Below are 12,145 nucleotides of genomic sequence, written 5' to 3' on the forward strand. Positions count from 1 at the left end.
CTAATGGCCGTCTACACCGAAGTTCCCGACGAGGAGCTCACCGACTTCCTCGCCGGCTACGACGTCGGCGCGCTGCTCTCCTTCAAGGGGATCGCCGAGGGCGTCGAGAACACCAACTATCTCGTCCATGCCGAGCGCGGCAGCTACATCCTGACGCTGTACGAGAAGCGCGTCGATCCGACCGACCTGCCGTTCTTCCTCGAGTTGATGGAGCACCTGTCGGAGAAGGGCGTCACCTGCCCGCTGCCGCTGCACGACCGGGACGGCAACAGCCTGGGCACGCTCTGCGGCCGGCCGGCCGCCCTGATGACCTTTCTCGAGGGGCTTTGGGTGCGCAAACCCAGGGTCCACCATTGCCGCGCGCTGGGCGATACGCTGGCGGCCATGCACAAGGCCGCGCTCGATTTCGACGGCCGGCGCCGCAACGCGCTGTCGGCAACCGACTGGCGCCCGATCTTCGCCGCCGTCGCCGACCGGGCCGACACGTTGCAGTGGGGCCTGGCCGAGGAGATGGAGGCGGAGCTCACCTACCTGGAGGCGAACTGGCCGACCGACCTGCCCGAGGGCGTGATCCATGCCGACCTGTTTCCCGACAACGTGTTCTTCCTGAAGGACCGGGTCTCCGGGCTGATCGACTTCTATTTCGCCTGCCGCGATTCGCTTGCCTACGATATCGCGGTCTGCCTCAACGCCTGGTGCTTCGAGCCGGACCTGTCGTTCAACGTCACCAAGGCGCGCGCGTTGCTGAACGCCTATGCCGGACGGCGGCGGCTGACGGAGGCGGAGTACGCCTCGCTGCCGCTGCTTGCCCGCGGTGCCGCCATGCGCTTCTTCGTGACCCGGCTCTACGACTGGCTGAACCATCCGCCCGGCGCGTTCGTGCGGCCCAAGGATCCGCTCGAGTACGCCAAGCGCATCCGCTTCCACCGCTCGGTTTCGAGCACAAGCGAGTACGGGCTCGACTGATGACGGAAAAACGTATCCAGATCTGGACGGACGGTGCCTGTTCGGGCAATCCCGGCCCCGGCGGCTGGGGCGCGCTGCTCGTCTGGAACGGGCACGAAAAGGAACTGTGCGGCGGCGAGGCGGAGACGACCAACAACCGCATGGAAATGCTCGCCGCCATCCGCGCCCTCGAAGCGCTGAAGCGGCCGTCCGCCATCGACCTGCATACCGACTCCTCCTACCTGCGCAACGGCATCACCACCTGGCTGAAGAACTGGAAGGCGCGCGGCTGGAAGACGGCCGACAGGAAGCCGGTAAAGAATGTCGAACTCTGGCAAGCGCTAGAAGAGGCCATGGCCCGCCACGAGGTGCACTGGCACTGGGTGAAGGGCCACGCCGGCAACGACGGCAACGAACGCGCCGACGCCCTGGCGAACCAGGGCATGGCTCCGTTCAAGCAGAACAGGCGCAAAAGGCGCGTCGCGGGGATCTGACTCCCCGCGCACGGCCGGTCACATCGCGGCGACCCCGGTCACATCGCTGCGAGCAACGCCTCGGCGCCGGTGATATCGGTCTTCCCCGGCTCGTCCCCGATATTGAGGATCGTCACGACCCCGTCGTCGACCAGCATGGCGTAGCGCTGCGAGCGGATGCCCATGCCGCGCTCGGTAATGTCGAGCTCCAGCCCGGTGGCCTTGCTGAACAACGCGCTGCCGTCGGCCAGGAACTCGATCGTCTCCCCGGCCCCCGTCGCCTTGGCCCAGGCATCCATGACGAAGACATCGTTCACCGCGAGACAGGCGATGGCGTCGACGCCCTTCTCCTTGAACTTGTCGGCGTTGGCAAGGAACCCGGGCAGATGGTTGTTGTGGCAGGTCGGGGTGAACGCGCCCGGCACCGCGAACAGCGCCACCTTGCGTCCGGAAAACACCTCGCTCGTCGTTTTGGTCGCTGGTCCCGACGGCGTCACCACACCGAACGTCGCCTCGGGCAGCTTGTCTCCGACCTTGATCATTCCCGCTTCTCTCCTCATCGGACATGGAAGACCGGGGCGCCCTGCCCCGGCCCAGCCATCCACTAGATTACGTGGCACTACATAACGTGCGCGACGATCTAGTCGAGTGTCAGCGCCTGCTCAAAGGAAAAATCGGGCGAAACGCCGGTGACGCGGATCGTGGTTCCCGCAATCCCGGCTTGATCGGCGACGCTCTCGAGCGGCACCTCGAAGACCGCGTTGCCCGCCGCATCGGTGCCGGCGCGCTCCGGGACCGGCAGATACCAGTCCTCCGGCCCCTCGACGAGAGCGAAGCCGTCCTCCGCGTCCGAGGGAAACCGGACAACGAGCTGGAGCACCGGCTTGTCGTCCTGGCGCACGACGGCACCGGAAACGACGCCGCCGGTCTCCGTCGGCGTCTCGATCGGCGCGGGCACGCGGCGGCGGAAGAAGTCGATCTCCGCGGTGCGCGGCTTCGCGCCATCGAGCACGACGGCGACCTCGGCCTGGGCGGGAATGCAGATATCCTTGCAGACGGCGTAGTCGAGCTTGAGGTTCAGGTTAGACGGCGCTCCCGGTTCGTCCGGCTCGATGAGCAAGGGAAAGATCACCGCCTCGGTATAGCCGATAACCCAGCCGTAGCCGTCGAAGGACAGTTGCGGCGCCGGCCACTCGGCCGTCACCGCGGCGACGTTGTCGGAGCCGGAAAAATCCATCTTGGGCGGAATGCCGGAGTCGCCGGGATTGCGCCAATAGGTCTTCCAGTCCGGATCGAGCAGGATTTCCAAGCCGGCGAGGCGCGTCACGCCGTCGGCCAGCATCCCGCCGTCGATCAGGCGCACCTTGGCCTTGTCCTGCCATTCCTCGGCGGCGCCTGGGCCGGGGAGCAGCATGGCGGCGACCACCACCACGCAAAGAGAGGAAATTCGTGACACGGACCGTCCTTCTCTTCACAAGAGCCTGTCACAAGGGCCTGGATCGACGCCGACACTATGCCGCAGCCCCCCTGTGACCGCCATATCAAGACGGTTCAAGCCTGCGTGACGGCGTCCGATCTCGACCATTTCCAAACACGCATCGGGAAGTTACCATTCAGATATGGCATTCAAGGAATTCCAAGGGTTTGGCGGTGGCGGCGGTCGCGGTTTCCTCGACGGCCAGATGCTGATCGCCATGCCGACGATGAACGACCCGCGTTTCGAGCGCAGCGTCGTCTACATGTGCGCCCATTCCGACGACGGCGCCATGGGAATCATCGTCAATCAACTGGCCCGGAACATCAATTTCACCGAACTCCTGCGCCAGCTCGACATCATCGGCGCCGGCGAGGAAATCCGCCTTCCGCCGGAGGTCGGGCAAATGCGGGTCCATATCGGCGGGCCGGTGGAGACCGGACGCGGCTTCGTGCTGCATTCGCCCGACTGGTTCGTGGACACGTCCACCCTGCCCATCGACGACAGCATCTGCCTGACGGCGACGCTCGACATTCTCAAGGCGATCGCGCACGGCGACGGGCCGGAGAACTCGATGCTGGCGCTCGGCTATGCCGGCTGGGCGCCCGGCCAGCTCGAAAGCGAGATCCAGGCCAACGGCTGGCTGCACTGCAATGCCGATCCTGATCTGGTGTTCGGCGCCGACCAGGCCTCGAAATACGACCTGGCCCTGAAGAAACTGGGCATCGATCCCGGCCATCTCGCCCCGGATTCGGGTCGCGCCTGACGGCGGCGAGCCGGTAACGGCGCTCCCGGGCGCAGACGCGGGACGGCCTAGTGCCGCATCATCGCCGACTGGCGGGCAAGCAGATGGCGGCACTCGTCCGCCGACATCGGCTCGCCGAACAGGTACCCTTGGGCGTATTCGCAGCCGAGCGCGTAGAGCTCGATGGCATCCTCGTCGGTCTCCGCGCCTTCCGCGACCACTTCCATGCCGAGATCGTGCGCCAGCGACACGATGGAGCGCAGGATCACCGGGCGCGTGCCGCTGCCGTTCTGACGAACGAAGGAGCGGTCGACCTTGATCGTGTCGAAGGGGAAGCGCTGCAGGTAGCTCAGCGACGAATAGCCGGTGCCGAAATCGTCGAGCGACAGGCCGGCGCCGAGTTCGCGAACCCGTTCCAGAACCTGGGCGGCGTATTCCGGGTTCTCCATCACCAGCGACTCGGTGACCTCCAGCTTCAGGGTGCCCGGGACGACCTCGTTGCGGGCGAGGACCGCACGGATATCGTTGATCAGGTCGTGGCGCAGGATCTGGCGGCTCGACACGTTGACGGAGGCGAAGATCGGCAGGGTCGTGCCCATGGCCCGCTGCCATGCGCCGAGCTGGCGCGCGGTCCGCTCCATGACGAACAGGCCGATCTCGACGATCAGGCCGCTCTCCTCGGCGATCTCGATGAACTCCTGCGGGTTGAGGCGGCCGTGGCGGGGGTGATCCCAGCGCACCAGCGCCTCGAAGCCGGCGATGCGCTTGTCCTCGAGCCGCATGATCGGCTGGAACACCAGCTTGATCTCCTCGCGTTCGAGCGCCCTGCGCAGATCGGACTCGAGCGCGAGCCGGTCGCCGCCCATGGTGCGCATCACCGGCTTGAACGCCTCGACCCGGTCGGGGCCGAAGCGCTTGGCGTGGTACATGGCGATCTCGGCGTCCTCGAGCAGGTCCTCGTTGCGCTTTTCGGAGCCGTCATAGACGGAGATGCCGACGCAGGCGGTGAGGAACACCTCACGGTCGCCGAAGGTGATCGGGGTGCGGATCGTGCGGCGCACCGCCTCGGCGAAAGCGGCGATGCGCTTGGGATCGCGTTCGGAGACGAGAATGATGCCGAACTGGTCGCCGGCGAGCCTGGCGAGCGTATCGGACGGCTTCAGGTGGCGCTGCAGCCGCCGCGCCATCGTCAGCAGGATCGAATCGCCGACGGCGATGCCGAAGCCGTCATTGACCTGCCGGAACCGGTCGATATCGACGACGAAGACGGTCGGGCGCGGGTCGTCGCCGACGCGCGAGCGCAGGATCCCGGCTTCCAGGCGGTCGAGGAACAGTTCGCGATTGGGCAGGCCGGTGAGATTGTCGTGGACGGCATCGTGCAGAAGCCGCTCCTCGGCATTCTTGATCTCGGTGACGTCGACCAGCGTGCCGACGAGGCGGACGGCCTCGCCGTCGTCGCCGAGAATCGGCCGGGCGCGCATGCGGTACCAGTAGTAGTGGCCGTCGGAGGCGCGCAGGCGGAAGTCCTGGGCGATGCGGCCGCGGCGCTGCTCGACCACGGCGTCGAGGGAGGCGCGGAATCGGTCTCGGTCGCCGGCGTGCAGGACGTCGAACCACTTGCGGGCGCTGCCTTCCAGCGTGCCGGGCTTGAGGCCGAGCTTCTCCTCCAGCTCCGGCGAAACGAAGACGCGGTCGCGCGGCACTTCCCAGTCCCAGACCAGGTCGCCGGCGCCGATCAGCGCCAGCGCCTTTCGGTGGAAGTCGGAGAGCGTGCCCTGGCCGATGGCGCCACCGGCGAAGGCATGCTGCATCACCGTGAAGCCGACGAGCAGCACCAGAACGACGAGACCGCCGGCCAGCGCCGGCGCCACCAGGTCGTTCGACAGCCGTCCCGTCGCCGTCATGCCGGCGGCAAGCAGCCAGGCGAGCAGCAGCGCCCAGGTGGGAATCAGCAGGATCGCCCGGTCGAAGCCGCGGAAGGCGAGGAACAGGATCAGGGCGAGGCCGATGACACCGGTGAGGCCGAGCGACAGGCGGGCGATGCCGGCAGCCAGCGGCGCATCGAATACGGCGATGCCGGCGACACCGAACAGCGTCACCAGCCACAGGCCGGCGACATAGATCAGCCGGACATGCCAGCGCATCAGGCTTAAATAGGAGGTCAGGAAGATCAGCAGCGTCGCCGACAGCATCGCCTCGGCGCCGGCGCGGAACACCTGATCGCCGCGGACGGCGACGTCAAAGATCTTGTTCCAGAAGCCGAAGTCGATCGACAGGTAGGCGAGCACGGCCCAGGCGAAGGCGGCCGCGGCGGGAAAGATGATCGTGCCCTTGACGACGAACAGGACGGTCAGGAACAGCGCCAGCAGGCCGGCGATGCCGATGACCATGCCCTGATACAGCGTGAAGCTGTTGACGTTCTCCTTGTAGGTGTCGGGCTGCCACAGCCGGAGCTGGGGCAGCGTATTGCCCTCCAGCTCGACGACGTAGGTGACCACGGCACCGGGATCGAGGGTAATCAGGTAGGAGTCTGAATCGTGGCTGTCCGCCCGGTCGGGCCGGAAGCCCTGGCTCGGCGTGATGGCGGCAATGCGGGTATCGCCGAGATCGGGACGGATGATCCCGGAGCCGACCATGCGGAAATAGGGGGCGACCAGAAGCCGGTCGATCTGCTCGTCGGAATCGTTGCGCAGGGCGAAGACCGCCCAGGACGCCGACCGCCCAGGCTCGCGCGAGCGCACCTCGATGCGGCGCACGAATCCCTCGGCGTCGGGCGCCGTCGAGATCTGGATACGATCACCGTAGCGCAGGTAGAGATCGACGGAATCGGTGAGATCGACGGCACCGGCGTCGAGCGGGACCGGAATCGCTTCGAGCGCCCTGACCGGCAACCCGGACAGCACGACGAACGCCAGTCCCAACAGGGCTGCGATCAGCCGTCCGTATGTCCCCCAGAGCGTCTCGTTCATCCGGTTTTCCGTGTATCGCGGCCCCGGCAAGGCCGGCATGTCAGGACCTACCGCACCGCAGGGCGCGGATCTTCACTAAGCATCGCGTAAAGGAGATGGTCCTGCCAGACACCATTGATACGCAAATACCGCCGCGCGAAGCCCTCGCGCGTAAAACCGACTTTTTCAAGGAGGCGTATAGACGCCGTGTTCGAAGGAAGGCAAGCCGCTTCGAGCCGGTGCAGCCGAAGCTGATCGAAGACGAAGGGCATTATCGCGCCGACCGCGGCCGACATATACCCCTGGCGGGCGAAGGCTTCGCCGATCCAGTATCCGATCGACGTCGACTGGGTGACGCCGCGGCGGACGTTCGACAGGGTGATCCCGCCCAGAAAGGCGCTGTCTTCGCTGCGGAAGACGAAGAACGGATAGGCGTTGTCCTCGCGAACATCCTGGATGTAGCGGCGGATGCGGCGGCGAAACGAGGCCCGCGTCAGGTCGTCGAGCGGCCAGGTCGGCTCCCACGGCGTCAAGAACGGGCGACTTTCCGCGCGCAAAGCCGTCCAGGCGGGAAAATCGCCCATCTGCGGCGTCCTGAGAAAGACACCGTCGCCATGGATCGCCGGCCCAGTATCCGCGGTGACCGAGCGCAGGAAGACCATTTTTTCGCTACCAACAGATCTCACGCCGCGCGACGGGCGGCCGAACGCAATCTTTCCTGTAAATCGGCCGCGGTTTCAAGTTTCTCGACCGGACCGACGGCGGCGAGCGTCGGCGGCGTGTCGAACACCATGCGCGCCAGGATGTGCTTCACCTGCGCCGTATCGACCGCGTCGATCCGCGAAATCAGCTCGTCCATCTCCACGACACGGTCGAGGAACAGCGACTGGCGGGCGATCTGCTCGGCGCGGACCGCACAGCTTTCCAGGCTCATCAGCAGCCCCGCCTTGAGCTGGGCGCGGGCCCGGGCGACCTCGGTATCGTCGATATCGTCGATCGCCAGAGCGAGCTCGCGCGTCGTCACGTCGATCAGCTCTTCCAGGTCATCCGGCCCGGTGGCCGCCGACACGCCGAACAGGCCGACATCGGAAAAGGCCCAGTTGAAGGCATAGATCGCGTAGCACAGGCCCCGCTCCTCGCGCACGCGCTGGAACAGGCGCGAGGACATGCCGCCCCCGACCACGGACGCGGCGATGCGCGCGGCATAGAAATCGTCGTCGACAAAGGCGGGCGCGCGGAAGGCGAATAGCAGGTTCGCCTCCGACAGGTCGCGCTCGGCGCGCCGCTCGCCGCCGGTATAGCGGGCCTGAGAGGTCTGCTCGCCGGGATCGGCCTGGAAGTCGCCGAACAGACGGGCGGCCATCTCGACCATGGCATCGTGGTCGACCGCGCCGGCGGCGCCGACGATCATGCCCGGCGCGCGATAGTGTTCGCCAAGATAGGCGCGCAGGCTTTCGGGGCTCTGCGCGTTGACGGTCTCGGTGGTGCCCAGGATCGGACGGCCGATCGGCTGGTCGCCGAACGCGGCTTCCTGCAGCAGGTCATGGACCAGATCGTCGGGATCGTCGAGCGCGGCGCCGATCTCCTGGACGATGACATGCTGCTCGCGCTTCAGCTCGTCGGCATCGAACTGACTGTCGCGCAGGATGTCGGACAGGATGTCCAGGGCCAGCGGCATGTCGTCCTTGAGGATGCGCGCGTAGTAGGCGGTCGTCTCGTGCGAGGTGGCAGCATTGAGATCGCCCCCGACCGATTCGATCGTCTCGGCGATCTCCCGCGCGTTGCGCCGGCTCGTGCCCTTGAAGGCCATGTGCTCGAGCAGGTGCGACAGGCCGTGCTGGTCCGTGCGCTCGTCGCGCGCGCCGGCCTTGACCCAGACGCCGAGCGCGGCGGTCTCGACATGGCCCATCTCGGCGGTGACGACCCGTACGCCGTTGTCGAGCCGGGTGGTGCGCACGCTCATTCGACGCCCTCCGCGACGACGCGCGTGGCCTTGCGGATATGGGCGGCGACGGCGGCCGTTTCGGCCGGCAGCCGCTCGAAGCGCTCCCGACGCTCGTGCAGGTCGGCCAGCCACGCCGGCAGTGCCGGACGGATGCCGGCCGCGGCCTCGACGGCATCGGGGAACTTGGCCGGATGGGCGGTCGACAAGGTGATCATCGGCACGCCGGCGTCGATCCGGACCTTGCGCGCGGCGGCGATGCCCACGGCGGTGTGCGGATCGGCCAGATAGCCGGCCCCGTCGAGGACCCGCTTGATCGTTGCCGCGCATTCGGCCTCGTCGGTGCGGGCGGCGTCGAAATGGCGCCTGATCGTCGAAAGCGTGGCATCGTCGAGGGTGAAGGAGCCGGACTGCTTGAGACCGTCCATCCAGCGGTTGACCGCGCCGGCGTCGCGGCCACTCGTCTCGAACAGCAGCCGCTCGAAGTTGGACGAGACCTGGATATCCATGCTCGGGCTCGTCGTCGGCAGCACCGAGCGCACCTCGTAGCGGCCGGTCTCGAGCGTGCGGGCTAGGATGTCGTTGACGTTGGTGGCGATCACCAGCCGGTCGATCGGCAGGCCCATCCGCGCGGCGACGTAGCCAGCGAAGATGTCGCCGAAATTGCCGGTCGGCACGGTGAAGCCGACCGGACGGTGCGGCGCGCCAAGGGCCACGGCAGACGTAAAGTAGTAGACGACCTGGGCAACGATGCGCGCCCAGTTGATCGAATTGACGCCGGAGAGCGCCACCTGCCGCCGGAAGTCCGAATCGTTGAACAGGCCCTTCACGATTGCCTGGCAGTCGTCGAAGTTGCCCGACAACGCCAGGGCGTGGACATTGTCCTCGCTGGCCGTCGTCATCTGGCGGCGCTGGACGTCGCTGACGCGCCCGTCCGGGAACAGGATGAAGACGTCGGTGCGGGCGCGGCCGCGGAAGGCCTCGATCGCCGCACCGCCTGTGTCTCCCGAAGTGGCGCCGACGATCGTCGCGCGGGCGCCGCGTTCCTCGAGCACATGGTCCATCAACCGCGCCAGCAGAAGCATCGCCACGTCCTTGAAGGCGAGCGTCGGCCCGTGGAACAGTTCGAGGACCCAGTCGTTCGGCCCGGTCTGCACGAGCGGGGCGACGGCCGGGTGACGGAACTGGGCGTAGGCATCGGCGATCATCGCGCGCAGCGCCGCCGGCGCGATGGCATCGCCGACGAACGGTGCAATGATCCGCTCCGCGACCTGTGGATAGCTCAGGCCGGCCAGCGCGGCGATATCGGCTTTCGACATGACCGGCCAGGTTTCGGGCACATAGAGCCCGCCGTCGGCGGCAAGGCCGGTCAGCAGGACGTCGGCGAAGTCGAGGACGGGCGCCTGCCCGCGGGTGCTCACGTATCTCAATTCTGCTCCAGACCGGTTCGGGAGGCGCGTTAAACGCCGCTTTCGAGTGGACCCTATTGCCGGGGCGCATCCTCGGCAAGCCGCCGACTACGCAGCTGGCCGAAGGCCCAGGCGATGTAGACGCCGGCCAGCGCGGCGGCGAGGCCGTACCAGGTGATGGCGTAGCCGAGGTGACTGTTGCTGAATTGGATCCGCGTGGTGCCGCCGAGCGGCAGGCCGCCGGGATTGGGCGCCGCGTCGGCATCGACGAAGAACGGCGCGACGCGCTGCAGGCCGAAGGCTTCGGCGATTTGAGCCGGGTCGCGGACATACCAGTCGCCGCGGGCCGGATCGGGATCGGGCGTAAACAGGTTGCCCGGTTCCGGCATGCGGATCAGGCCGGTCACCGTCACTTCGCCTTCGATCCGCCCCTCGGAGCGGCTCTCCGGATCGCGCTTGCCGTGGGGCACGAATCCGCGATTGACGATCACCGTCGACCCGTCGGCGAGGTCGAGCGGCGTCAGGATCCAGTAGCCGGGGCCGGATACGGCGAACCGATCGTCCTCGAGGCTGGTGAAGACGGCCACCTCGTGGGCGTGGTCGAAGGTGCCGGTCAGCGTCACCTTGCGGTATTCGTCAGCGTCGAAGTCGATCGCGGGCCAGTCGGCCTCCGTCGGGAGCGGCAGGGCTGGCTCTTCGATGCGCGTGGTCACCATCGCGATCAGGCCCTCTTTCCAGGCCAGCCGCTTGAGCTGCCAGGTGCCGAGGCCACACAGGATCGCGACGCCGAGCGCGCAGACGAGGCCGGCAAGGACGATTTTTCGGGTGACGGTCTTTTCCATGCCGCTAGTCGCCGCGTGGCTCCTCGTCGTCCCGGACGAGCCTGCCCTCCTGCGCCTTGTGGACATACTGCTGGGCGATCAACAGGCCCTTGAGCGGGCGCAGCATGCCGATGGACAGAAGCAGGATCAGCGGGATCCACAGGATCAGATGCAGCCAGTAGGGCGGCTGGTAGGTGAACTCGACGAAGAAGGCGAGGCCGACGACGATGATCCCGACGACGAGAATGACGAAAACCGCCGGGCCATCGGCGGAATCGATGAAGGAATAGTCGAGCCCGCATTGGTCGCATTTCGGCGCGGTGTCGAGCCAACGGGTGAACAGCCGGCCCTGGCCGCAGCGCGGGCACCGGCCGGCAAGGCCGGCGGACAGAGGCGAAACCGGCGGATATCTGTGGTCGTCGCTCATCACGAATGGGCCTCAGAAAGCAGGAAGGCGGCCGTGTGGCCGCCCCCCAATGGTTGTCGTGAGGCGGAAAAGCCTCAGTAGATCTCGGCGGTGCTGGCGCCCCACACGTAGATGCAGGCGAACAGGAACAGCCACACCACGTCGACGAAATGCCAGTACCAGGCGGCGGCCTCGAAGCCGAAATGGTGGTCCGGCTTGAAGTGGCCGGCCAGCGCGCGGAACAGGCAAACGAGCAGGAAGATCGTGCCGATGATGACGTGGGCGCCGTGGAAGCCGGTCGCCATGTAGAAGGTCGCGCCGTAGATGTTGCCGGCGAAGGAGAAGTCCGCGTGGGCATACTCGAACGCCTGCACGCAGGTGAACAGCACGGCCAGGATCACGGTGGTGATCAGCCCCCACTTCAGGCCGTTGCGGTCGTTGTGCACCAGCGAGTGGTGGGCCCAGGTCACCGTGGTGCCGGACGTCAGCAGGATCAGCGTGTTGAGCAGCGGCAGGTGCCAGGGATCGAAGGTCTCGATGCCCGCGGGCGGCCAGACACCGCCGGTCGCCTCGACGCGGGAATACTGGATCGCCTCGCCGGTGAACAGAGACGCGTCGAAGAAGGCCCAGAACCAGGCGACGAAGAACATCACCTCGGAGGCGATGAACAGGATCATGCCGTAGCGCAGATGCAGCTGGACGACAGGCGTGTGGTGCCCCTCGAACTCCGCCTCGCGGATCACGTCGCGCCACCAGGAGAGCATCACGAAAGCGACCAGCAGCAGGCCGATGATCAGCACCCAGGGGCCGGCGTCATGCATGAACATGACCATGCCGACGGCACTTACAAGGCCGGAGAAGGCCCCGACGATCGGCCAAGGGCTCGGATCGACGAGATGAAAGTCATGATTTTTCGCGTGGGCGTCTGCCATTTCGAAGTGTCCCCTCGTCAGGTCGCGTACCGCTTAGCGCGGCCTGTTCC

12 protein-coding genes are annotated in these 12,145 nt (G+C 66.8%); 3 read left to right on the forward strand and 9 right to left on the reverse strand.

From position 1 onward, the window contains the following. Positions 1 to 3 precede the first annotated feature (3 nt). Together thrB and rnhA are read left to right on the forward strand one after the other, a co-directional pair. Complete coding sequence (thrB, locus tag MUB46_RS00540; RefSeq protein WP_261613906.1) at positions 4 to 966, forward strand: homoserine kinase; 963 nt, start codon at positions 4 to 6, stop codon at positions 964 to 966. Next, positions 966 to 1,439, forward strand: coding sequence for a ribonuclease HI (rnhA, locus tag MUB46_RS00545; protein WP_261613907.1), 474 nt, complete (start codon positions 966 to 968; stop codon positions 1,437 to 1,439). Before thrB ends, rnhA begins: the two co-directional genes overlap by 1 nt. A gap of 38 nt (positions 1,440 to 1,477) precedes the next feature. On the opposite strand, the gene MUB46_RS00550 is transcribed toward rnhA, so the two are convergent. Together MUB46_RS00550 and MUB46_RS00555 are read right to left on the reverse strand one after the other, a co-directional pair. Beyond that, positions 1,478 to 1,960 (reverse strand): peroxiredoxin, encoded by a 483-nt coding sequence (locus MUB46_RS00550; RefSeq protein ID WP_261613908.1) that lies wholly within the window; start codon positions 1,958 to 1,960, stop codon positions 1,478 to 1,480. A 98-nt stretch (positions 1,961 to 2,058) separates the two neighbouring features. Next, on the reverse strand, positions 2,059 to 2,874 hold the full coding sequence (locus MUB46_RS00555) for a protein-disulfide reductase DsbD domain-containing protein (protein ID WP_261613909.1): 816 nt from the start codon (positions 2,872 to 2,874) through the stop codon (positions 2,059 to 2,061). A gap of 163 nt (positions 2,875 to 3,037) precedes the next feature. Here MUB46_RS00555 and MUB46_RS00560 point away from each other — a divergent pair, with 163 nt between their 5' ends. Beyond that, positions 3,038 to 3,658: a YqgE/AlgH family protein gene (locus MUB46_RS00560; RefSeq protein ID WP_261613910.1), complete on the forward strand. Its 621-nt coding sequence runs from the start codon at positions 3,038 to 3,040 to the stop codon at positions 3,656 to 3,658. Positions 3,659 to 3,705: 47 nt separating this feature from the next. Here the strand turns inward: MUB46_RS00560 and MUB46_RS00565 are convergent, their stop codons facing one another. The 7 genes from MUB46_RS00565 to MUB46_RS00595 form a co-directional block, all read right to left on the reverse strand. After that, positions 3,706 to 6,606 carry a sensor domain-containing phosphodiesterase gene (locus MUB46_RS00565; protein ID WP_261613911.1) on the reverse strand — a complete coding sequence of 967 codons (2,901 nt, stop codon included), beginning with the start codon at positions 6,604 to 6,606 and terminating at the stop codon, positions 3,706 to 3,708. 47 nt (positions 6,607 to 6,653) lie between these two features. After that, the gene (locus MUB46_RS00570) at positions 6,654 to 7,247 is read right to left on the reverse strand and encodes a GNAT family N-acetyltransferase (RefSeq protein ID WP_261613912.1); all 594 of its coding nucleotides are present in this window, start codon (positions 7,245 to 7,247) and stop codon (positions 6,654 to 6,656) included. Positions 7,248 to 7,267: 20 nt separating this feature from the next. Then, on the reverse strand, positions 7,268 to 8,548 hold the full coding sequence (locus MUB46_RS00575; RefSeq protein WP_261613913.1) for a M16 family metallopeptidase: 1,281 nt from the start codon (positions 8,546 to 8,548) through the stop codon (positions 7,268 to 7,270). Then, a complete protein-coding gene (gene thrC / locus MUB46_RS00580; protein ID WP_261613914.1) occupies positions 8,545 to 9,957 on the reverse strand; it encodes a threonine synthase in 1,413 nt (470 codons plus the stop codon). Before thrC ends, MUB46_RS00575 begins: the two co-directional genes overlap by 4 nt. Before the next feature lie 53 nt (positions 9,958 to 10,010). Further along, positions 10,011 to 10,778, reverse strand: a complete 768-nt coding sequence (locus tag MUB46_RS00585; RefSeq protein ID WP_261613915.1) for an SURF1 family protein — start codon at positions 10,776 to 10,778, stop codon at positions 10,011 to 10,013. A gap of 4 nt (positions 10,779 to 10,782) precedes the next feature. Next, on the reverse strand, positions 10,783 to 11,184 hold the full coding sequence (locus tag MUB46_RS00590; protein ID WP_261613916.1) for a DUF983 domain-containing protein: 402 nt from the start codon (positions 11,182 to 11,184) through the stop codon (positions 10,783 to 10,785). A 74-nt stretch (positions 11,185 to 11,258) separates the two neighbouring features. Further along, positions 11,259 to 12,095 (reverse strand): cytochrome c oxidase subunit 3, encoded by an 837-nt coding sequence (locus MUB46_RS00595; protein WP_261613917.1) that lies wholly within the window; start codon positions 12,093 to 12,095, stop codon positions 11,259 to 11,261. Positions 12,096 to 12,145: the final 50 nt, after the last annotated feature.

The organism is Microbaculum marinisediminis, from assembly GCF_025397915.1.
Taxonomy (GTDB): Bacteria; Pseudomonadota; Alphaproteobacteria; order Rhizobiales; family Tepidamorphaceae; genus Microbaculum; species Microbaculum marinisediminis.

Coding starts and splice junctions, on each gene's coding strand:
- rnhA (WP_261613907.1), top strand. CDS start 966: ATGACGGAAAAACGTATCCAGATCTGGACGGACGGTGCCTGTTCGGGC.
- MUB46_RS00570 (WP_261613912.1), bottom strand. CDS start 7,247: ATGGTCTTCCTGCGCTCGGTCACCGCGGATACTGGGCCGGCGATCCAT.
- MUB46_RS00595 (WP_261613917.1), bottom strand. CDS start 12,095: ATGGCAGACGCCCACGCGAAAAATCATGACTTTCATCTCGTCGATCCG.
- MUB46_RS00590 (WP_261613916.1), bottom strand. CDS start 11,184: ATGAGCGACGACCACAGATATCCGCCGGTTTCGCCTCTGTCCGCCGGC.
- MUB46_RS00575 (WP_261613913.1), bottom strand. CDS start 8,548: ATGAGCGTGCGCACCACCCGGCTCGACAACGGCGTACGGGTCGTCACC.
- MUB46_RS00560 (WP_261613910.1), top strand. CDS start 3,038: ATGGCATTCAAGGAATTCCAAGGGTTTGGCGGTGGCGGCGGTCGCGGT.
- MUB46_RS00565 (WP_261613911.1), bottom strand. CDS start 6,606: ATGAACGAGACGCTCTGGGGGACATACGGACGGCTGATCGCAGCCCTG.
- MUB46_RS00550 (WP_261613908.1), bottom strand. CDS start 1,960: ATGATCAAGGTCGGAGACAAGCTGCCCGAGGCGACGTTCGGTGTGGTG.
- MUB46_RS00585 (WP_261613915.1), bottom strand. CDS start 10,778: ATGGAAAAGACCGTCACCCGAAAAATCGTCCTTGCCGGCCTCGTCTGC.
- thrB (WP_261613906.1), top strand. CDS start 4: ATGGCCGTCTACACCGAAGTTCCCGACGAGGAGCTCACCGACTTCCTC.